Origin of the sequence: Rouxiella silvae (assembly GCF_002093625.1) — a bacterium.
Taxonomy (GTDB): domain Bacteria; phylum Pseudomonadota; class Gammaproteobacteria; order Enterobacterales; family Enterobacteriaceae; genus Rouxiella; species Rouxiella silvae.
In genome coordinates this window covers 21,332-41,902 of the sequence record NZ_MRWD01000044.1, presented here as the reverse complement: position 1 = coordinate 41,902, position 20,571 = coordinate 21,332, and the positions used below count along the sequence as shown (strand labels likewise).

Annotated in this window: 28 protein-coding genes; all 28 read right to left on the bottom strand. The window is 51.7% G+C overall.

Annotated features, from left to right (window positions below):
• Window positions 1-49 precede the first annotated feature (49 nt).
• Window positions 50-526: a tail fiber assembly protein gene (locus tag BS639_RS17255; protein WP_084983747.1), complete on the bottom strand. Its 477-nt coding sequence runs from the start codon at window positions 524-526 to the stop codon at window positions 50-52.
• Between the two features lie 12 nt (window positions 527-538).
• Window positions 539-1,165: a gp53-like domain-containing protein gene (locus BS639_RS17250; RefSeq protein ID WP_084983746.1), complete on the bottom strand. Its 627-nt coding sequence runs from the start codon at window positions 1,163-1,165 to the stop codon at window positions 539-541.
• Window positions 1,165-1,938 (bottom strand): DUF2612 domain-containing protein, encoded by a 774-nt coding sequence (locus tag BS639_RS17245; RefSeq protein ID WP_084983745.1) that lies wholly within the window; start codon window positions 1,936-1,938, stop codon window positions 1,165-1,167. The genes BS639_RS17250 and BS639_RS17245 overlap by 1 nt, the downstream gene beginning before the upstream one ends.
• Window positions 1,935-3,134, bottom strand: coding sequence for a baseplate J/gp47 family protein (locus tag BS639_RS17240; protein ID WP_084983744.1), 1,200 nt, complete (start codon window positions 3,132-3,134; stop codon window positions 1,935-1,937). The genes BS639_RS17245 and BS639_RS17240 overlap by 4 nt, the downstream gene beginning before the upstream one ends.
• A complete protein-coding gene (locus BS639_RS17235; RefSeq protein WP_084983743.1) occupies window positions 3,134-3,487 on the bottom strand; it encodes a hypothetical protein in 354 nt (117 codons plus the stop codon). Before BS639_RS17235 ends, BS639_RS17240 begins: the two co-directional genes overlap by 1 nt.
• Complete coding sequence (locus BS639_RS17230) at window positions 3,484-4,152, bottom strand: Gp138 family membrane-puncturing spike protein (RefSeq protein ID WP_084983742.1); 669 nt, start codon at window positions 4,150-4,152, stop codon at window positions 3,484-3,486. The genes BS639_RS17235 and BS639_RS17230 overlap by 4 nt, the downstream gene beginning before the upstream one ends.
• Window positions 4,153-4,193: 41 nt before the next feature.
• Window positions 4,194-5,042 carry a restriction endonuclease gene (locus BS639_RS17225; protein WP_084983741.1) on the bottom strand — a complete coding sequence of 283 codons (849 nt, stop codon included), beginning with the start codon at window positions 5,040-5,042 and terminating at the stop codon, window positions 4,194-4,196.
• A 71-nt stretch (window positions 5,043-5,113) separates the two neighbouring features.
• Window positions 5,114-5,455 (bottom strand): hypothetical protein, encoded by a 342-nt coding sequence (locus BS639_RS17220; protein WP_084983740.1) that lies wholly within the window; start codon window positions 5,453-5,455, stop codon window positions 5,114-5,116.
• Window positions 5,448-6,521 (bottom strand): baseplate hub protein, encoded by a 1,074-nt coding sequence (locus tag BS639_RS17215; protein WP_084983739.1) that lies wholly within the window; start codon window positions 6,519-6,521, stop codon window positions 5,448-5,450. Before BS639_RS17215 ends, BS639_RS17220 begins: the two co-directional genes overlap by 8 nt.
• A gap of 10 nt (window positions 6,522-6,531) precedes the next feature.
• The gene (locus BS639_RS17210) at window positions 6,532-6,840 is read right to left on the bottom strand and encodes a phage baseplate plug family protein (protein ID WP_084983756.1); all 309 of its coding nucleotides are present in this window, start codon (window positions 6,838-6,840) and stop codon (window positions 6,532-6,534) included.
• 2 nt (window positions 6,841-6,842) lie between these two features.
• On the bottom strand, window positions 6,843-7,421 hold the full coding sequence (locus BS639_RS17205; protein WP_084983738.1) for a phage baseplate protein: 579 nt from the start codon (window positions 7,419-7,421) through the stop codon (window positions 6,843-6,845).
• Complete coding sequence (locus BS639_RS17200; RefSeq protein WP_084983737.1) at window positions 7,421-9,439, bottom strand: transglycosylase SLT domain-containing protein; 2,019 nt, start codon at window positions 9,437-9,439, stop codon at window positions 7,421-7,423. Before BS639_RS17200 ends, BS639_RS17205 begins: the two co-directional genes overlap by 1 nt.
• Window positions 9,429-9,503: a DUF6889 family protein gene (locus tag BS639_RS25305; RefSeq protein ID WP_407690315.1), complete on the bottom strand. Its 75-nt coding sequence runs from the start codon at window positions 9,501-9,503 to the stop codon at window positions 9,429-9,431. The genes BS639_RS17200 and BS639_RS25305 overlap by 11 nt, the downstream gene beginning before the upstream one ends.
• 113 nt (window positions 9,504-9,616) lie before the next feature.
• Complete coding sequence (locus BS639_RS17190) at window positions 9,617-10,045, bottom strand: phage tail assembly chaperone (protein ID WP_084983736.1); 429 nt, start codon at window positions 10,043-10,045, stop codon at window positions 9,617-9,619.
• Complete coding sequence (locus BS639_RS17185; RefSeq protein ID WP_084983735.1) at window positions 10,045-10,485, bottom strand: phage structural protein; 441 nt, start codon at window positions 10,483-10,485, stop codon at window positions 10,045-10,047. The genes BS639_RS17190 and BS639_RS17185 overlap by 1 nt, the downstream gene beginning before the upstream one ends.
• A gap of 10 nt (window positions 10,486-10,495) precedes the next feature.
• A complete protein-coding gene (locus tag BS639_RS17180; RefSeq protein WP_084983734.1) occupies window positions 10,496-11,638 on the bottom strand; it encodes a DUF3383 family protein in 1,143 nt (380 codons plus the stop codon).
• A gap of 4 nt (window positions 11,639-11,642) precedes the next feature.
• The gene (locus tag BS639_RS17175; protein ID WP_407690314.1) at window positions 11,643-12,206 is read right to left on the bottom strand and encodes a phage neck terminator protein; all 564 of its coding nucleotides are present in this window, start codon (window positions 12,204-12,206) and stop codon (window positions 11,643-11,645) included.
• On the bottom strand, window positions 12,181-12,570 hold the full coding sequence (locus BS639_RS17170) for a head-tail adaptor (protein WP_084983732.1): 390 nt from the start codon (window positions 12,568-12,570) through the stop codon (window positions 12,181-12,183). The genes BS639_RS17175 and BS639_RS17170 overlap by 26 nt, the downstream gene beginning before the upstream one ends.
• Window positions 12,557-13,120 (bottom strand): hypothetical protein, encoded by a 564-nt coding sequence (locus BS639_RS17165; protein WP_084983731.1) that lies wholly within the window; start codon window positions 13,118-13,120, stop codon window positions 12,557-12,559. The genes BS639_RS17170 and BS639_RS17165 overlap by 14 nt, the downstream gene beginning before the upstream one ends.
• Window positions 13,117-13,533: a DUF4054 domain-containing protein gene (locus tag BS639_RS17160; RefSeq protein WP_084983730.1), complete on the bottom strand. Its 417-nt coding sequence runs from the start codon at window positions 13,531-13,533 to the stop codon at window positions 13,117-13,119. Before BS639_RS17160 ends, BS639_RS17165 begins: the two co-directional genes overlap by 4 nt.
• A complete protein-coding gene (locus tag BS639_RS17155) occupies window positions 13,499-13,879 on the bottom strand; it encodes an STY1053 family phage-associated protein (RefSeq protein ID WP_084983729.1) in 381 nt (126 codons plus the stop codon). Before BS639_RS17155 ends, BS639_RS17160 begins: the two co-directional genes overlap by 35 nt.
• Before the next feature lie 35 nt (window positions 13,880-13,914).
• Entirely contained in the window at window positions 13,915-14,853 is a 939-nt protein-coding gene (locus BS639_RS17150) for a DUF2184 domain-containing protein (RefSeq protein ID WP_084983728.1), read from the bottom strand.
• 12 nt (window positions 14,854-14,865) lie between these two features.
• On the bottom strand, window positions 14,866-15,357 hold the full coding sequence (locus BS639_RS17145) for a structural cement protein Gp24 (protein ID WP_084983727.1): 492 nt from the start codon (window positions 15,355-15,357) through the stop codon (window positions 14,866-14,868).
• A gap of 6 nt (window positions 15,358-15,363) precedes the next feature.
• The gene (locus tag BS639_RS17140; protein WP_084983726.1) at window positions 15,364-16,572 is read right to left on the bottom strand and encodes a DUF2213 domain-containing protein; all 1,209 of its coding nucleotides are present in this window, start codon (window positions 16,570-16,572) and stop codon (window positions 15,364-15,366) included.
• Between the two features lie 68 nt (window positions 16,573-16,640).
• Window positions 16,641-16,829 carry a hypothetical protein gene (locus BS639_RS17135; protein ID WP_084983725.1) on the bottom strand — a complete coding sequence of 63 codons (189 nt, stop codon included), beginning with the start codon at window positions 16,827-16,829 and terminating at the stop codon, window positions 16,641-16,643.
• A 45-nt stretch (window positions 16,830-16,874) separates the two neighbouring features.
• Window positions 16,875-17,525: a phage head morphogenesis protein gene (locus BS639_RS17130; protein ID WP_173882109.1), complete on the bottom strand. Its 651-nt coding sequence runs from the start codon at window positions 17,523-17,525 to the stop codon at window positions 16,875-16,877.
• Window positions 17,473-18,933 carry a DUF1073 domain-containing protein gene (locus BS639_RS17125; RefSeq protein WP_084983723.1) on the bottom strand — a complete coding sequence of 487 codons (1,461 nt, stop codon included), beginning with the start codon at window positions 18,931-18,933 and terminating at the stop codon, window positions 17,473-17,475. The genes BS639_RS17130 and BS639_RS17125 overlap by 53 nt, the downstream gene beginning before the upstream one ends.
• Window positions 18,933-20,552 carry a TerL protein gene (locus BS639_RS17120; protein ID WP_084983722.1) on the bottom strand — a complete coding sequence of 540 codons (1,620 nt, stop codon included), beginning with the start codon at window positions 20,550-20,552 and terminating at the stop codon, window positions 18,933-18,935. The genes BS639_RS17125 and BS639_RS17120 overlap by 1 nt, the downstream gene beginning before the upstream one ends.
• Between the last annotated feature and the right edge of the window lie 19 nt (window positions 20,553-20,571).

The window sequence follows — 20,571 nt, the reverse complement described above, 5'->3', positions numbered from 1 at the left end:
CCTCAATAAAAAATTCCTGCATAATCAAAAATTTAGTAAGCTCAATCGATTACGCATCTGGTGCCATCGGTAATTCAGTTGCCGACCCGGTAACCACGCTGTTGCAATCTATTCGGTACTTCTTCCAGATGGTAAGTGTCGCAGTCACCGAATCAGATGTTTCTGCTCCAGAAAAGTCCTGTAACTCGACCTTGTCTGACAAAATACTTATTAGCGTGCTCGATCGCGTCACCTCAGAGGATGCCGTTTGTTTCAAAGCACTTGCTGCGTCATTGTCTCGCTGCTGAGACATGGCGGCGGTAATCTTCCACGAGGAAGTATTTTCATCCCATGTGTAATATTTATCAGGCTGAGGGATGCTAATAACAAAAGCGCTGGCGCTTTTGTAAACTCGTCTTGCAGAATTAACGGCTGCATAGAACTGCGCATATTCATCGCCGGTAATTTCTTCGGCATCAGCAGGCATATTGCTGCCATAATTTGCATTCTTGTCATAAAATGCCTGAGTAGTTTCAGAAAAAAGCATAATGGCTTCCTGTTAATATCCGATGGCAATATATGAGCCTGTCATAGATGATGATGGCGCTCTGCACTGGACGCCAAATGTTCCACCTGTTTTTCCTTTATTCAGGCTCCAGGCCATTTCCTGCATACCAACCCCGCCAACATCAGATGAACCACCCGTAATTACTGCAAGGTTCGCATTTGGGAAAGCTACCGGCCACACAACGTTGATGTTTGAATTCTCGTAGACGCCATTATTGCCCGTACTGTCCGTGGTCCCTGTAAAAGTTCCGAACTGGATGTAGAAAGTTGTTTTCACTCCCGCCAGAAGGGCTGGCATGGCGATATAGCCATTGGTTTGACTAATGAATACAGGGAGTAGATTTTTCGTGGTGTCGGTTCGCAGTGCGCTGATTAGATCGGTAACAAAACCCGCCTGGTCACCATCATCAAGAACATCAACATTCAGGGTATTTGCAATGAATTGCGCGACTGCTGCCGAGATAAATGAACTTTGCCTTAACGCTTTGTTGATCTGAGCTGAAGATGCTTTGCCTGACGAAAATCCAGTCGCCAGCGCCGCAAGCGCTTCCCAATCTGCCTGTGATGTAATATTCGCGCCGGAACCCGTAGCGAACGGTTTAAAGTTGTTTGCTGCCATTAAAGATCTTCTCCCCATGCACCGCTATCCCAGCCGGATACGTAGTCGTTGTCGATATCGAACCCAAAAAATTGATACCCCTCAGACGGCATCTGAATTTCACGCACGCGAACTCCTGCCGCTTTAATTGTCATGTAACCATTCTGGATAGCCCAAAAGAGTTCGCTATTGACTTGGTCAAGCGGATTGAGATCGAGTCGGGATGAGGTATAACCTGCAGGTAACACAATGAAGGGGCCGCGATTCAGGGCTGAATCAAAAATTAAGCGGTCCGTATCGTTCATAAAAATATTTTGGTCAGGGAGCAGCCAGATTGAAATACTCATGTCCTGATTATCAACAATCGCCATTCTCAGGCCGGAGCCTAAAAGCATGCCGCTGATGAACTCCTGTATGGAGTCGTTCTGGCCGTTCCAACTGTTAATGGCTATCTTAACTTTCAGCACAAGCCGATAGATTTCGTCGCTGAGGTCAATAACGCCATCATCCGGATCGTATGGCCCCTGCCACCCCCCCTGATCCCATCCAACACGCTCCGTATCCCACGAAAAATAAACACCGGTGATTGGCGTACTCACACGCCGTGAACGCCCTACCCACAACCCGATAATATCCAGTTGATTACCCACAGCCGTATCGATATCAAATGCAGCTATAAGGCTGGTAATGGCCGTCCCGACGTCGGTTAGTGGCCGCGTGGATAGGTCTACGTGGCTGACAAATTTAGGCTTTCCGGCGTGATAGTTGGTGATGAGATCGGTGTACTTACTCATGACGTCACCGTCAGCGCGATGTTGTCTGTAAGGCATGATGCCGAGTGGTCATAGGCTATAGTGACGTTGGCAGCAGCAACACCAGCGGCAGAAGTGCCGATCGCCAACTCAATGATGTCGTAATACTTCGCGTTGCCGCCGCTCACAACACCGAGATTCGCCGGGGAATACATTCGACTTAGCAGGACACTATCGCCGATCGCCAGGGCATTGACGTACGCAGCTACTGCCGTCTTTATGTCGTCACCGATTTGTGATGTGTAACCCGTGAACGCCTGCAATGTAATGGCGACAAAAATCGGCACGTCTACCGGGCGAGAAAAGTTGATAGCGTGAGGATTGCCATACTTATCAGCCACGGTAATGGCCGTCGTGCCATAGGTCGCCACTCCCTGGCCTTTAGTGCCACGAATTGTATTGGCGATAGTGCTGGCGTCGCCACCTTCCACAATGACCGAAATTGAGTGAGGCGGAAGGCCATTGCTGTCAGTTTCTTCCGTATCGTTCTCAAACAGCTTGTGACGTGTCACGCCTGATACGTTGGCAATCGCGCCATCAACCGCGTCAAACGGCGTTACAGAGGCCAATGCAGTGCTCAATGTCTGCCGTACGCGCAGTTCTGCATCGGTTTCTGCTGCGGTACCCACAGTGGTCGCCAGTATATTGGTGACCGAGACCCAGCCACGCGTGGGCGTCCCTATTAACGTCACAGTGCCAGCAAGTGCCGCAACTGCACCAGATGTCGCACTGGTTGCCGTGGCCACGACTGTACCGCCGGTACCGATAACCACGCTGGCCGGCAGATTCCAAACAATGCCGTTTGCATCCTTCGCTGTGCCGTTGGTGATAGTGGTACCCACGGTGCCGGTCAGGGTGAGGTCTACCGTTGAGTTGGTGGCTGCACGGCGCGTGATGCCGTTAATTTTGACGTTACTGGATAACCCAGTACCGACAGCGGTCGCTGGAGAAAATGCGTTATAAACGGCAATGGCTACGTTGTTCGCGTCATTGATGGCCAGCGCCACAATCGCCACCATTTGCCCATCTTTGCTATCGGGATCAAGATAGGAGTCAGTGCCGTAAATTTGTTGGAAGTAGCCGGTTATTGTCGTGAGGATTGTCTGGTAATCAGGCGCACTTATCCCTGAGGCGGTCACCGTGGAGGCGAGCCCCAACGTGTCTAAATCAAGAGCCATTATGCCTCGCTTGTGACTGTCGTCGTCCCGTAGAGGGTGTCAATGGTTGCGGTGAAGGTTACGCGCCGCGTGGAGCTGTCCACGGTGGTGTTAAAAGCTGTGATTGAGTTAACACCCTGGGTTTCAAGAATACGCTGGCGAATGGCCATGTTGTAAGCCGTTGGGTTTTGCTTTCCCAATACGGACTGGATCCACGGTGTACCGGTCGTGGTATCAAGGAACCACTGACCGTACCAGAGCAGAAATCGGGTTTTGATGGCCTGTGCCACCGCGTCAGGGGAGTTAATCAACCAGGTGTTGTCACCCTGTCCAAACGTGTAATCGCCGTCTGCGTCTTCTCGTCGGTATCTCATTGCGGCTCTCCTGTGTTGCTGCCCCCTGACTCGACGCCGCCATGAACATGTCCGGTCTGGCTGATACCTGCCGCTGTCTGGTCGCCGGTCGAGGTTATGGCGCCATTAACCTGCACATCGCCGTCAATCGTCACCAAGGTTGATTTGATGTTTACCGCGCCGCCCTGCTTCAACTCAATGAAGCTCGCGCCATCATCGGTGCGCAGCTGCACAGCCGTCGTGCTGATATTGCTGATTTTCGTTGCGCCAGACTGTAGGCCGACGATAGCGAAAGCATCGGATAAATCATGCTGGCGTTTATCGACTGCCTCCTGTACCCCGCCACTCTGCCACCAGAAATCAATGCAGCGGTCAGAGAACACAAGCAGGCACTCATCACCTTCACCGATAGGGAAAGTCAGCGTGACGCCGCCCCCGCGAGGGAATACCATCGGCACGTCCACCAATAGCGGGTAATCCTCCGAGGTGACGTTCCCGTCCGAGTCAGTCTTTGTGCCTTTGATTGCAGGTAACACAACGCACGTCGGGCCTCGGGTATCGTCACCCGGATCGAATGACTGAATGATGCCTGGCATTGAAACGCGAAGGTTGGACGATATGTCCTTGGCTAGCGCCTCAGTTAACGCGGCGGTATCGCCGGTTTGGGCAGAGTTAGAAACAGGCATGGGAAAAACTCCATAAAAAAACCCGCACTAGGCGGGTTCTATCAAGCTACATTGACACCGACGTCTATAAGCTCATCTATTGAATATAGATCATCATGATGAAGTAAAAAAACCAATTGCGAATTAGCGAGTTGTTTAGCCGACGCTGTATAAGTATTATTTGTAACAACCATTCCATAATCAGCACCGTAAAATCCTTTTCCAGCAGCAACCTCTTGAACGGCTTTGTTTCCGACTGGGGATGAGTACTTTTTACACTGAACAGCAATAGTAACTCCATTTTTTTCTGCTAGTACATCCACCCCTTGATCCCCCGATCCTTTAGTGACTCTAGCCTCCCACCCTTGGTCTCTAAGAACATCAGCACAATAGTGCTCATATTCTGTTGGTGTCATATCTATAATGTTTATGGATTCAACATCATTAAATTGAAGATAATCATCAATCATTTCATCTAGGATTAAGAACTGATCAAAGTCATCCATTCCTGAATAATAAGGTGTTACATGAGGGAAGTAGTTTAGTTTGCTTATATAATATTTTTTCTCCTTCACCCACGGATCAACTATTATATTTCCATAATCATCGCTAGTAATTAACATATTACGTTTTCTTGCTAATACAGGAAGGTGCCTAATTATTTCCTTCTTAAAATTGTCCTCATCTAGCTCTCTTGCGCTATAAGCCAGCTTCCCTACAGTTTTAGACCACACTTTTGGGTAGTAAGTTTTTTTCATGTAAGAGTAAATTACAGATCCAATGATAGCGACAATTGTAACTAATCCAGGATGAACCCCGCCCTTCAAGCTCAGGGCTATACATGCAATCAAAAGAAACAAAATTGCTCGAGTTTTCTTCTTCACATACGAATCTAAAGGAATGTATTCCATAATGCCGCCATAGGATTTATCTGTAATTCCTGCATTATATCCATGGTCTAAACTTTATGAAACGTTAAGTATCAATTAACTTTATGACAGTCAAACGTGCCAAAAACCTTCGGTGCATCCATCCTAGCCTGGAGCAACTGAACGTTCAAAAAGGCCCTCCCAGCCCTCTTTATAAATTCGAAGCCGTACATGTTCCCATCTCTTGAGCTGGATAGAGCCATGTCCATTTTAATGTTCGCGTAATCACCATCTTTTTTTAAGAACGTGATTTTTTGTGTGTCGGTTACTTGTCCATTGAGAGTGGTTTCCCCAGCGCTGTTAACGTCTAACTTCCAGCCACCACAAACGAATGCAGCCATGCTTGAAGATGAGAACATCAAAGTTAGAGCAATAATCAAGCAACGACTAGTCATTCACTACTCCCTTGTTTAAGGCAGAACCAGTAAGAAGATCTTTTGAACCACGCGCAAAGCACATCATATCCATGTACCAAGCTTGGCCTCTTGTATCGCCAGTATAGGATATTGATTGAACAATATAAACGCCATCCGTGGCCACACTGGCCGGTGGGATGCTGGCTACACCGCTCACAACCTTATTGCCGTTATCGTCCTTTTCCGAGATACGCCCCCCAGACATCTGTATGTCGTTCGATGACAGCGCCGCGCGATAGACTGATGTCTGGTCCAACTCTATCAGACCGCCAACACGGATATTGGGATTAATCAGGCAGCGAACGTTAACACCAGCACCCATAGTCTGCTGAGGCATACCGATTAGGCCTGTGTTGCTGTTAAGTACGATCGCCTCCTGAATGTATTTGTTAACCGGGATTAGCTGAACCTTGCCTTCCACAATCTGCCAGGTAGCTCCGCACTGCTGCGCGATATTATCCATCGTCTTATGAGCTGCCTGAAAAATCACGCGCCCCCGTGGGAAGACAGTCGTAGGCATGTCGCCGGTGATACCCGCCACTACGCCGAACGGGCTGAAGCTTTGCATTGTCGCTGCGTGCACGTCGGCGACCGTATACCCCGCCGCAAGGGTCGTTGTGACCACAGCCCCCATAAGCGCCTGATGCCCGTCCACGGCCTGAATTAACACGTAGGTGTCGGTGGGGTTATCTCGACCTGTCAGGCTAAAACGGATATCACCATCATAAATTTGCCCATAATTCTGGCCATTGGTTTGCCCGACCTGATTAGCAGGGACCTGCGTAACCACGCCGACCTGACTTTGATCAACTGCTTGGGCCAGCCCATCGTAACCCGCTATGATCCGGAGCTTGGAAAACTCCTTCCCCAAAATGCGATTATTAGTGGCTTGGGAAAGGTTATAAATTTTAATGGTGGCCACGCGGGAAAATTTGATATTGAACCACTCAATATCAAACGTGACTTTGAAGTCAGATAGGCTGATCCCCTTCCCGCTATCATCCGTTAGCAGTAGTTCAAAATGCCGCATCCAGTTCTGGCTCAATCGTTGCCCCTTAGCTTTGCAAAACGTAATAGAGATGACTGCCGGTGCCGAGATCCGTCTTTGTTGGGTATTCCTGTGTGTCGTCGTCGCACATAACCAAAAGCGAGAACCCAAGACCCAGATACCCATACTGACCCAGCAGATCAGCACCAGTCACAAGAGGAATTCCGGCAATCAAATTCACGCCAGAGCTATCCTGCAGGTCCATGACCCAGCCAGGTGTATCTCGCCAGATGATATTCATCCGGTAAGAAACACTGTTAAGCGTGATGCTGAACTTCTGATTATCCGGCGATAGAGGAATTTCATTGGCCGTCATAGTCATAATGAAATCCCCAGGAATGTTGCCAGCTTCTGAAGTATCGAGGTTGTTGTAGGGATGACTGTTTTAACGCCGCTATTTTGTACAGCAGAAGTGCTCACACCATTGGCCATATCAGATTTATCAGCTACAGAAACGGTCTGAGTTTGAGAAATTAGCACCTGCCTCAGTGTGAGAACGCACATCAACACGTTCTCACTGGTCTTGTCGGTCGTGACATCAATACCCCGGATAAGCATGTTGCTGTACTTCTTTTTGCCCGTAATTACATTGAAGGGTACTCGAGTGGCTTGCAGGTCGAGTATTTTCTGATACATCTCCTGCGGGCTTGTGCCGAGAGAAAGTCCAACCGACGAAGTATCCAGACCGTCTAAAAGTGACCCGCCCCCCGCAAAACCAATCTCCATTGTGACCTCAGAGGGTCTTTTATAGGCATGATCTGCAACGGGAGCGCCAATTTCCACCGGGTGCTCTGTTATTTCCAGTGCATCTGAATGTTTTTCAGACACAACAACATTTGGAATTATCAGGTCTATTTTCCTAGACGACTGCTGGAACAGCGTAGAAAGAATGTCCATTAGCTTGCACCTCCCCCCGTCTGCTGCGTTAACCGTGAATTAACGTTAGTTTGCCTCTGAGCCACTTCCTGCCCAGCGCGAACTGGGTCGGAGACGCCATGCACGTGGATATTGGTTTCCTGTGAAATTGTTGTGCCGACACCAGGCATATTACTCATCACGCGTGGAACATAGTTCCGCGTCTCCTGAGGCATTAACGCCATGCCGTATTTCTGCACATTACCGACGCCCCAGTTATAAGAGGCCAATGCTTTATTGAGATCACCGCCATTTATCTTCATGAGTTGGGCTAAATATTTTGCGGCCGCCTGGGCAGACTTCACAGGGTCAAAAGCATCTCCACCCTTCAACCCCAGATCCTTCGCGGTACCGGGCATTAGTTGGAAAAGACCTTGTGCACCCACGCCAGAAACGGCATTAGGGTTTCCAGCTGACTCGGTGATAGCGACGCTTTTAAGTAAGCCTGCGGGTAGGTGGTAGAGCGCTTCCAGTTTGTCGAGCGTCGGGCTTAACCACCCTAGCAAAGCAGATCCCGCAGCGGTGGCCTGAGGCCGTTTTACACCACTCGCTAACCCGCCAGATGGGAGTAAGCCATCATTGCCAGCATGGAGAGTGAAGAAACGGTTCACGGCATCATTCATCTGGAAGTATTTATCCAGCAACCAGTTTCTATTTTGGGTCGCTACACCGGTGACGCCCGGCAGCGCATCAGGCTGGTCTCCTCCCTGATTCATTAGCTTCTTAGCCAGGCTTGCAGCATCGGACCATCTACCCTCGTTAATTGCATTAACGATGTCGCTGATCGTGCCGAGCATCTTGGTGAGCTCACCAAACTGTTTAGTAAGACTGGTAAACTCAAATTTAATGGACCATGTTTTGGGGTCGATGCCGAAAAGATCCAACAGCTCATTTTTAAGGCGGTTAATTTCGGTCCATAGCTTGTCGATGCCATCCAGCGCAGAATCTATTTCAGGCTTCCATTTCCCCCAGTCAATGAGGCTCTTGCCACCTTCTTTCCATGTTTTATAGTCATCGTAAAGCGCAATTAAAGCGCCAACCAAGAGAGTGACCATTCCGATTGGCGACATAACAAAAGCGCTATTGAGGATGCGCCAGGCGAGAATCAGGCCGCCGAACGTCTCGATTAGTTGCTTAGTGCCTTTGTCGAGCGTTCCCCACCAGTCCCGTATATCGCCAGCAGCTTGGATGAGTCGGTATATCACCTGGCCGATTACTCCCGCCAGCCACAGCAGACCATTCACACCACGGGTGATCGTATCCTCAATTTTGGGGAAATTTTCGAGGAACTGTTTGCGGAGATTATCGATTGAACCAGCCAGGCCATTAGCGAGGGTCGAGCCAATTTTATCCCGCGCCATGCCCGCCATTGCGCCGAAGTCACGCAGCGACGTCATGAATTTATTCGAGCTTACCGCCGCCTGGTCGGCGTTATAGCCGATCGCTTTTGCCATTGCCGAATATTCAGCATTGAAGCCACCAAGCCCCCGGCGCATGGCCATCAGCGTGTTTTCATCAATGCCGAACATCTCGGCGTACTGATTGGCGCGGTAGTAAGGCATTTTACTGAGTTGCTGGCCAACGCCAGTGAACACAGACGACATATCCCGCATATTGCCGCTGGCGTCACGCGTCTGCACGCCAAGGCGATTCAGGAAACCTTCCGCGCCTGGGTTATTGCGCATAAAGCGGGACAGGCTCTCGAGAGAACCCCTCGCCGCTTCCGCGCTTGAGCCTGTTTGTGATGCCGCATAGCCCAACGCCTTGATGCCAGCCACGGACGCGCCGGTGCGCTGAGAAGCCCAGTAGAGGTTATCCAGACCCGCCGCAATTTTCGTGGTAAACAGCATGACGGTACCGGCGGCCGCCTCGACCGCCCCCGCCATTTTAAAAACGTTCGTCGTGACGCCCGCCAGCACCGAATCAAACTTTTTGGCTCCTGCGTCGTCAACTTGAAAACCCAGAGAAACCAGAAAGTCCTTAATTGTTTCAGCGTTCATTAGCCTGTCTCCAGCGAGTTACCCGGTTTTCGTTGTCTTCCTCGAGCGTGAGGTAATCGTGCATTTCTGAGATGTAGCAGAGGTCGATTGCACCGGAGAGGAGGTCTTTCGGGTCCAGTTGGTACGCTCTGGTTACCTTCCAAATCATATCGGTGCCATCGGGCATCACATCGAGCGTTAATCCTGTAGCGACGGGTCCGCAGTCTCTTTGCCGGGGAGTCCGCTGAAAAAATTTCCAAGCGAATCCCCCACCACGCGGGCCACCAGCTGCAGCATGTCCATCAGCTCAATATCATCGAAGTTGAGGCTGTCTTCGCTGAAAACCGGCACCCATGACTTGAGGTGCTTGCGAGAAACCACTTTCAGGCACGGGAAAATAATCGCGTTGGTATCTTCCTCGCTCATGCTGGCCAGCGACTCGGCGATTTTGGGTAGCGCGGTTTCCATCGCCTTATAGACGTCACCGCCATCAGCAGCAGCTTTAATCCCATGGAAATCGCCCAACAGCCCGGATAATACCGGCAGCAGCTTACGGGAGACTTTCAACTGGTCGAATACGCTCAACTTGGCCGTGCGGTACTGCTGGTCTTTAATCTCAAATTCCATCAGTAGCTCCCCAGCACTTCGTCAATTTTCAGGCTGTCAAAAACCCACTCGACGATCGAGCCGTCTTTGGCGTTTTTCCAGTCCGGTATTTTCTGAAACGCACAACTGCGCGCTGTAACGATATCCCCGGAAGCCAAGTTCCTGCCGACAATAACGTTGTTTCCCCAGAGAGCTGAGGAAAGGATCTGCGCGTTATACATCAGCGAGAGCTTTTTATTTTGTGGGGATGTTTTTAGGAGGCTTACAACTACTGTCCCCGATTTATCAGCATGAAGGCTGTGCATGCCTTCGCCATCGGCACCGATGGTCATGGTGTTTTTGGCGCCGCCCATCGCAACGGTAATACCCTCGTCCGAGTTCGCAGAGCCCGCGCCGAGGTCAATGCTTCCCGATGGCCCGGTAAGGCTCACGGAAATATCCATAAAGCTATAAGTTGACATTATTTACCCCTTAACGAACGACGGTGATTGCGACAGAGCCGTAGTGCACGGCACCAGCCAGCTTACCGGCCACCTGAATGGCGACCCCTTTACGCTTTTCACGGTCGGCCTGTGACTGGTTATCTACTGTGTCGGCATACATGTAATAACCTTTGGTAAGGCTGTCACCTGTATTAAGTTGACCAATCGGGCCACCGGTCCATTTCCCTGGCGCAAACAATCCGTTTGTCACAGCTTGCTCGAGCGCAAGCTCGATGTTTGCCATGCGCGTGGTTGTCCCTGCGTCGGTCTGAGGAACTTTGGTGGTTGAGGTATAGAGGGTGTTGTAATCAGCCGTCTGCACGGTGTTTTGTAGCCAGTCAAGTCCGTGGCGCTCATCAAAGAAATCGCCGTTAGCCATCACGCCCTGCTCAAGAATTGCCGTATCGTTGTTGTACAGCACGTAAACATTGCAGTTTTTAGCTTCGAGAGCGTCAGCCTGTGGTTCGGTCAGCGTTTCGTAAGTAATGCCCGGCTCTGTTTTGAATTTGAGGGTGATCGTCGTATTGCTGCCGGTGAAGTCCACGGTAAAAGCACGACCAAAAGCAGAAATGGCTGCATAGCGGCTTGAGGATGAATATTGCCCAAAGGTGCGACCGTAGGCAGCAGCCTTCATTTGAGCGGCGATATCGGTGGTTGAAGTAGAATCCAGCACCGCAGCATCCTGCGTTGTATAGGCCAGCACGCGGGAAATCGTTGAGGCTTGAATCGCGGCAGCAACGCTAATGAGCTCTGCATTGGTTGGATCGACAGTGTCGGCAATATGCAGGCCATACCAAGACGTATAGCCCAGCAGCGTATTCACAGCCTCGAGGAGTGTCTCAACTGCGCCAGCCTCGGCGGCGGCCAGGGTTTTAACCCAGCGCCCGATATACACCTGGGTGGGTTGCGGGGACTGGGAGAACCAGATCACAGAGGCTTTGTATTCTTCGCTGTCTACGCCGAAGTCGGCGCCAACGTCATCAGCGGCAGTATAAGCCCGCAGGCGCTCAGCAATCGAAATGACGGTCGATGTGCCGAGGATAAGCATAGAGCCGAAGTTAAACCCCTGCGCAGCCTTGGCGGATAGAGTCACAGTCACATTAGAAATGCGACTGACGGATAATCCTGACATGGATTTAATCTCCAGTGGTTATTGTGAAATTTGTTCCGAGAACGGATTTAATGCCGTACGTGCGGATAAGTTTGCGGCGCAGAAATATGGTCATGTCGTACCGTCGTACCCACTGCTGGTTAATCAGCTCGGGGGCTGATACCAGTTTGCTGTACTCACCGAGTGATAAACCCAGTGTGTTTAGCTGTGCGTTGTTCTGCGAGACTTTGAGGCCATCACGGAACTGAGATGCAACACCCTGACTGCCCGGACCGTAAAACGAGGTCATGCACTCGATTTGCTCGTGCTTCCACATCTCAGTTGAATCATCTGATTGATTCACGAAGGCTGGATTGTCGTCACCGGTGATGCTCAAAATACCGAAACCACACCAGTTAACACTTTGTGCTGGCTGCGCTGGTTGAACGGGTGTCCACCGTGGCCGCACCATTCCATCTGGCAGCCCGGACAATGCCTTGACCCACTGACTGAGTTTTCGCTCGAGTGATTCATCGGTGTCTGGCGGATCGCCGGTCGGAGTCAGCCAACCAGCTGCAGTACTGTCATTGCTCAATAGGCGTACCTCCATCAAACGGTTGCAGCTCGCAATGCGCCTGCACGAATCCAGCACCATATGCCGTATAAGGGTCAACAGAAGTCACGCGGTAATCACGGTTCTGATAGGTCACAATGTCAGCGTCAATACCGGTCTGGCCCTGAGTGAGCCGGAATTGCGTCACAATCAAAATTGCACCGTTAACCACCTGTCCAGCCATACGGCGCTGCGCCTCCAGGGAGCGATCGACAGTAACGACGCCGGTAAACGTTGTCTTAGTCGTGGCATTCGCCGCAAATCCATCACTATCAACGGTCTGAGCGTTACGAGTGACCATCAGTGAGAAATCCGCAAAATCAGGATCGAAGAGGATTTCTGACACATCAAGATTTGGCATTTTTGGCCCTTACAACGTAGGTGATTGAGTTGCGGTATTCGCCGGTGTCGATGAGCGGTCGGGCGTTGGCATTATCCGGGTCGTTACCAGCAGCGCGGCTTTCCAACTCCTTCGCTGCCCCCTTTCTCCCACGTCGTGCTCTGGCCGCCAGCGTGCTATCTGCCAGCGGCGTGAAGCCTGTGATCGTCATGTAACGCTTAACCGCCTGGCTGGCGATGATGCCCGCTGATTCCAGCGCCCGCTCAGCAGCCCCGCTATTGCCCTCAAGCACCGCCAGCGCGGCAGCTTTAAGTTTTTCAACAGTCTGGGGTTGAACAGATTGAACGCCGGGCTCCAGGTGCGGACGCGGCGGAATGTTTTGCGCCGGTGAGCCCTTCTCGTTGATATAGCCGATCGCGGCGTTACCAAAGGTTGGTTTCTCCCCTTCCTCCGGTGGCCGTTCGTCTGCTGATTGTGGAATGCCCACCAGCACGTCACGATTACCAATAGTCTTCAACGCATCCAGAATAGCTTTTGAGTTATCCAGCCTTACCGTCAGGCCGCTTTTCATGGTGCCCCCAGTTGAATCCCGCCCGCGCCAAACAGCATCATCAATTCCCAAAATTCCGACCCGTAGCGACTGTTGTTCCAGAAACCGGCATCAGGGTTCATCGTCATGCTGGCGTCATAGCTCATGGAAACCTTATCCACGGATTTTGACGTCAATACCCCACTATTGGCCCCACCCGCACCGCCGACTGCCGTTGAGCGACTGTCAGCAGCATCGAGGTACATGTAATGCGCGACAAACAGGCCGGAGTAGTACGGGAATAAATCAGTACCGGTGACGTTCTCATTAAGCAGCCGATCCGCCACAGCCAGGCGGGCAGCTATCCGCAGGTCAGGGTATTTGGTTGTATCAGCGAATTGAGGGAAGAGGACTCGGAAATCACTTGGTGTCGGTAGACTTTGATTTACTGCCATTAGTTTCACCGCCTGATAATGTCGCAACTTGTGCCGTCAGAGTGGTGACCTGTTCTTTGGATGTGTCCAGCAGCCCCTCAAGCTCCGTAATGCGAGTGTCCTTGATTTCCGCAGCCGCCTGCAGTTCTCCGACAAACGCGGCTTGTACCGCCAGCAGCCCCTCAAGCTCCGTGATACGGGTACCGCTTTCAGATGTAGGTGCCTTACCGTCCGGAGAGAGATGAGCTTTGACAAACCAATGCTCGGCAATCTCGTCTTCGACATCATGAAATCCCGCACTGTAAGGTTTTACCGGTCCAGTACCATCGTTAAAGTTGAACGCTTTCAACACGTAAATCGTTTTCATTGCTGCCTCTTTTAAGCCCCTTTCGGGGCTAGAATTTAGATGCCATCCATGTACGCGAGAGTTTCGGTATACACCGGTTCAACCGCACCCAACTTGCCGTAATAAGTCACCAACTGATAAATACCGCGATACTGGATCGGAACGCTCATCAGGGGGACCATAGGGAAGCGCACGAATTTTTTATCATTCGTGTAAGCCATCATGCGGTCGGTACCGCCGACTCCTGTCCCTTTAGCCCATTTAACCGGGCGGATATTCAGAGGTCGGCCGTTCTGGTGGTAGGCAATCGTGTTAGTTGCGAGATAAGTCAGCAAAGACTGATTACCGGCTGTGGAAACGATTGTGCTGGCCATCAGCGCATATTGCTCAGGGGGAACGAGAAGATCACCTGGTACGATTGAATAGCCTGAGTTAACCCATCCGGCGGTCAGCAACGTGTTAATCGCGGCGCGCATTTCGTCCGCCGAAGATAGCGCAAAGGTTTTTGTAGCGTTCGTCGGAGTAACCTGGGAAAGGTTCAGCAGGCCATTAACGCCCAGACCGGTATCCCCGATATAAACCTGCTCATCGGTGTCCATGTTCCATTTAAGCTGCATCCCTTCATATTTCTGGGAGTCAACCGGGCGGCCCACTTGAACCGAGGCTTGTAGCTCGGGAAGTGTCCAGCCCAGCTCCATACCCCAAAGGCTCAGCGGGAAACCCTGCTTACCGATATCCACGTTAATGCCTGGGATTGCGGTCGCGGTTTTGCTCAACCAGTTCTTGCCGTTGGAAGCAGGCGCACCAGCAGCGGCAAAGCCCGATTGCGTGAATGAGCTGATTTCATCGGCAATAGAAACGTCTTCGCGCAGTTGAACGTCACGCGACCAGGTATAAGCGACAAGCGGCATATTCAGCGTCTGGTCGAGCCGCTCAAGCTCACCTACAAGGAAGGCGCCGGTACTGTCGATCGTCGCCTGGTCAAAAGTCATCATGTTGTAGAGTCCTTAAATATTAAATGCGATTTCGATGTTGCCGCTGGCGTCGCCAGGACCCGTGAAATAAGCGTTAGTGATCTGGACGGTGTTGGCACCATCTACCGCAGACAAGAACGCGCCGAGCGGACTCAGTGCGGACGGTGTCGCCACTCGCATATACACCGCGCCACCGAGCGTAACCGCCGAAGCATCACCGCCGATATTCACGCTGGCGTAACCGCGCTTCATGCAATCGCCCATGTAATTCTTACCGGTGCCAATTTGGCGCACGGTATCTGGCTGCGACATAGTTGGGTATGGGCGGACGTAAATTCCTGCCAATACAGCTGCTGTATCAGCGGCAACAATCGGCACAAACTTGCCGCCGGAGTATTTGCCGCCAAGGCCGTAGGCTGAGAAAAGGTTCGTAGAGTCCAGCATCACTGGCTCAACGGTGAGGTCTTGCGGGCGTGAAACCGCCCCGGCAATGCCCGCAGGCATCCGTTTTAAATATGCAACCATGGGGAATTAACCTCGTTTGGCCCAGAAGTCCTGAGCGGCCTGATTCAAGCCGGCAATGGTGCTGCGAGTGGCATCACCCATTGCGCGAGCGGCGTCGGTGGTTTTGGTATTGCGGGTTTTGGAAAGCTCGGAGACCGCTTTGAAAGCCATGTCTACAGTGCGCTTAGGCAATTTGGAGATATCGGCATCACCAACGATAGAGCGAACAATTTTCTGATCGCCACCAGCCAGCACGCTGCGTTTAAATGCCGTTAGCTTGGCTTTCTCGGGCAGTTGGATACCTGGCTGAATAAGGTCGGCCAGATACGCGGCATCACCGGTAATTTTCCCCTCCTCTTCTTTTTTCTCTTCTTCGTCTTCATCGCCGGTCGGTTCTGAATTGCCAGCGCCAGTGAGCTTGGAGACGGCTTCAATAAGCGCTTTTCCCCACGCGGGGATATCTTCCTCTGCATCACCGGTACCGGCCAATGCTGGACCGGGGATAGGCTGTTGTGGGCCAAGATGGATGTTTACCACACCACCCGCCGTGGACGTGGTTTCTACGCCACCGTCGTCGCCGGTGATGTCGTCTGGCGGGTTATCGATAAGATTTGCCATTTCATTGGCGTCGTTGGTTTTACGCGCCTTGGTCAGGCGTGTGAACCAGTTTTTTGAGTTAGTAACAGGCATGCTGTCTCCCAATGCACAACGTGAACCGGCACGCCCGTTAGGGACGAGAGCCAGGTGATTACCGGTAATGGCGTACTGTGATGCCACGCCCGGCGAGATTTTTTTGTATTCGGCGTCATAACCGCAGCTAACCTCATCGTCACCAGCATCGATGGCTTCAATGGCGTCCTGCGTTTTAACGATAACGTCAGCCAGCATGAGATCGGCTTGGTCACCGGTCCCGCGCCGAACGTTTTGAATGTGGCCGTTCGCCAGTTGTCGCCAGTTGCCCGGCGAGACGAAAATGATATTGCCGCCGAAATCTTTGGGGTGACCAATTGTGACAGCCATCCCTTCGAACGAGGCTATTGTCTCGGCGCTGAAAACTTCCTCAGGGTAACGATGAACGGTTATCAGGCCGTTTTTGTCTGTTTCGAGGTCTGGTAGCTCGTCAGCGCCGTAAACCTGCGATCCCGTGCGGGCAATCGGCACGTCTTTGAACAATACGGAGCCGTCCGCCAATTGGTAACGCGTGTTACCCAGACGAGTATTAAAGAAATATTTCATTGTTCACCTGCTGAATCGCGGGCATAAAAAAAGGCCGCCATATGGCGACCTATGTCGTTTGATATGCTTTAAACAATGTTCAATGCAGTCACAGCTATGGCACTAGTCCCAAAACCCAATGCACCTGCTTCATTCCTGATAAAGTCATCAACTTGTTTAGGAAGATCGTGTTCTTCATTTTCCGTGATAAAAGTAAAACTTTTAACGGCAACGCGCTCTTCGTTTGTGTATTCATATGCCATAAACCAAGTTTTCATTCCATGCTCCATACATTCGATTATCGTTTGAAATCTAAATATAGTTTAGATTTCTGAGATAACGACTTCCCCATAACATCTGCAGTTCGGTAGGCATCCCGCATGTCCGGTCATACCGTCCAACGTAGGCGGCGAGTCCCAGCGTACAAACTTGCCCTCCATTAAGTAGTGAGAGTGCCGCACATCGCCATCCTCAGACGTTCGCCAGATATAACCCTCAGAACCAACTGATAACGCTCGCGCCTGCGTCAATGCCTGTGTGGCGCGTCCCACTTCAGTACGGGCAATCAACTTGGCGCGGGATTCGGCAACTTCACCACTTCGCATGATTTCGGCAGCAAGCTCGCTTGAGCGACCGCCATTGGCCGCCAGCTCTATTGCCTGATTTTGGATGTCATAGACACGGTCAGCAGCTTCGATAGGCAGGCTTTTGATGTACTTCACCTGCTCGGCAACAATAGACCGCATGACGTGGCCAACAGGCGTGTTGTTGATGACGTTGTGCAATTCTTTGCTGATTGCCTGGCTACGCGCCTTCCATGCAGTTTCATCGATTTTATTGGCGGCCAGCACCATGTTAGTGGCTACATTGTCCGCCCAGTCACCAATAATCGCGCTGTACTGGTCCAGCCGGTCCATGATTTCAGTTACCGAATCGTTGGAACCATCGTAGCCGTCGTGGATTATCTTTCCCACTTCTCGCGCTATCGCCCGTAGGCTTTTCTGATACTGATTCTCTACCGCCTTCGGATGGGCCTTTAACTCCGATGTCTTTCGCGCTTGGCGGCGGGCTGTCTTCTGCATTATCGATATCCTCATCGGTAATTGACGAACCTACGCCGGTTACGTCTGCCAGCTCTCTGATATCAGTCATTGCCGCTTTGGTAGGGAGCAAGCCACGGTCACTTAGTGTCGAGATGGCGTTTGCCATGTTGGTGGCAACTGTTGAGCGGTCTACCTCGCTCATCTGCCATAGCGGGTTAAATTCGAACGTGAAATCATCCGGGAGCGGCTCACCGAAGTTAGAGCGGTGGATGATGTCAAACAGCATGCGGATGGGCTGGCGGAGGCGGCGCTCCTGATTGGTGCCCACCCCGTCATAATAGTTGGCTAAGTCGGAATCACCGGTAGAGAAGCCCTTAGGCGACTGCCCAAACAGGCGTACCAGAGGGATCCCCGTCGCGCCGGAGATTTCTTCTTTGAACTCTGCGATTAAGTCAGCCAGGCCACCGAAAGCATAAGTGTGCGTTTCAAACTCATCCTCTCCGTCTATCAGTGTTAAACCTTCGTTAGTCTGAAACTGGCGGACCATGTCCATATTTTTTACCAGCGCATCAAAAGGCTTGCCGCCCATCGCGATAATTTCACGTAGCTTTTTGATTTTCATCGTCCGCAAATGCGCTTTATAAGCAAGTTGCGCAGCACCGACGCTGGTACTGTCGTAAGAGGTCAGGCGGTCAAAAATGCGCTCAACCACAGACATTCCCCATCCGTTCTCCGTGCGCGACTGCTGGTAAGGCAGGGTTACACCATCAAAGCGAATAAGGCGGCTGTGATGGACTGTCCATGCAGGCAATCCCTGCGCAGAAGTAACGATGTCGTAAAACTCTGGTTTGCCAAGGTCTGGCCCCAGGGTTTTAATCAGTCGGCCAAAGTTCGGGTTCACCATCCAGCGGTCGAGAACGATTAAACCCTTGAAGCTGTCCTTGCCTACCTTGTTCATTTCGAGTGGGGTAAGTGGTGCCTGCCCTTCGATGAGGACCAGGGCCATTGCGCCACCATACAACCGCGCCCACTTAATTGTGTCGCTCAGGCAGTCCCAGATATTCAGAACCTCGAATTCAGCCTCGAGCACGCCACGGCGCTTAGGGTCGATTTCCGAAGTAATGCGAACGCCTTTTTTGGTCATGTCATCTGCAATAGAATCTATCGCCGCGCCAATGATCCACGACGAACGATAGGCCCACTCAATAAGCAGACGGTTTCGACTGGTGTAGTTGGCGCGATAGGTAGACGCGGCATGCTGGTTTTGCTGCTGCATTCCGACTTTAGCAACGAAGTTATCGTAAGAGTCAGCAGTGGCGACCGGTTTAGAGCGTGCCATTACTGGCCTCCTAATTTGTTCCAGACATCCATTGAGGTATCCATTGGCGCGTAGTTGATCATCACTGAGTCAGATAGGTTCGGTGATTTGGTTCCTTCCGGCTGTTTATCCACGATGATTTTCCCCACCCCGTTTATTGAATAGGTCGGCTGTGATAGCTCGATAATCAGCTTGTCGAGGTTTTTGATATCGCCACTGATAGAAATGATTTCGTCAGGGTTGTACTCCATACCCTCCACCACGGCGCGATATACGTTTCTAAACAACTTGCGCAGATGCCACCAGCTTTGCGCCTTGGCATTGGCGAAGAAGTCCTTGTTGATTCGGGCGGCCTGCCCATTGTCACCTGGCACCGCTTCATCATCTGGATCGAATACTGCAGCGCTGCCCCGGAATGGAGTGGCCAGTATGTAGCGCACGCGCTCCGCTTTGCGGATTTCGTTAATTGCTCGAGCATCGCCGCGTACACCTGCGCCGAGCCCATCCTCATCAAAGCGGAACTCGTCGAGACCGTGTAGGTCACACAGCCCAAAGGCTTTCTCAGATGAGGCATAAATATCGCTGCCAACGCCGGACCATTCCACGACGTCGTGAAGCAAGAAGCCGTGACGAGTTGAGAAGGCATTTTTATCGCGGCCCTCGTCGGCGACGTCCATCGCTCCTTGGCGTTTACCGGTCGGCTGTATGCCGAGTTTGATATGTGCATCGATGGCGGCCCTAATCCATTCGTTAGGAATGAGCACGCCCTCGGCTGAGGCCGCATAGTTGAGGTCGAGCTCTTGAGCCACCACAACCGGGTTGTCGATTTTGGCGCACTCTTTTTGGTACCAGGCATCGTCTTTGCGCGGATCACTGCGCCAATGGAACGTAAACACCGGTATTTTGCCGCCGTGGCGCTTCTGTGCGAATGGGTTAGCCATGCCGTTGACCGAGGAGAGGTCGATACGGCAGCGTGTTGTTTGCGATAGTGCAGCATCGATAAGTAGTGGCCGCTGGAGAAATGCCGCCTCATCGACGAGATAAAGCGTTGTACGGTCGCCGCGCCCGATGTTGTCCCCCGCCTCGCCTTTGATAACAGCGCCAGTCTCAGGGAATTCAACGCGCATGTAGGGTGCGTGCTTTTTGTCATTCCAGGAGCCGCGAAACTCCACCGGCAATGTCTCAACAAATTTCCGAGCCTTCCAGAAAAGCGCCTTAGGGTCGCCGGTGCTGTCCACGTACTCCTCTTTGCGGGAGCCGAAGCCGATCACCATTTCTTTGTTGAACAAACACAGAGAGCACGCCATCCCGATTGCCGTCCAGCTCAGGCCCATTTCGCGGCTCTTCTCGGTGATGCCGTTCTCCATGTTCTCACGGCGGTCCATAATCCAGTGGATCCACTCCTCTTGTTTTGGAAAAAGCAGAAATGGGATCGTAACCGGTAGGCCGTAGTCGATGTTGCGGGGGTCGGTGGTCATGCCCCAGTCAATGATGAACTGGGCGGGGTTGGTTTTATAAAACGCCCTCATCGCTGGGAGCATCTCGGGCTGCTTTCTCAGGCGCTCCAGCCGCTCCATGCGCCATTCGAATACCTGCCCGTAGTCCGGATTTTTGAAGTCAAACGGGAACGGGATTGGCATTTTTATCTCATTTCTTGCG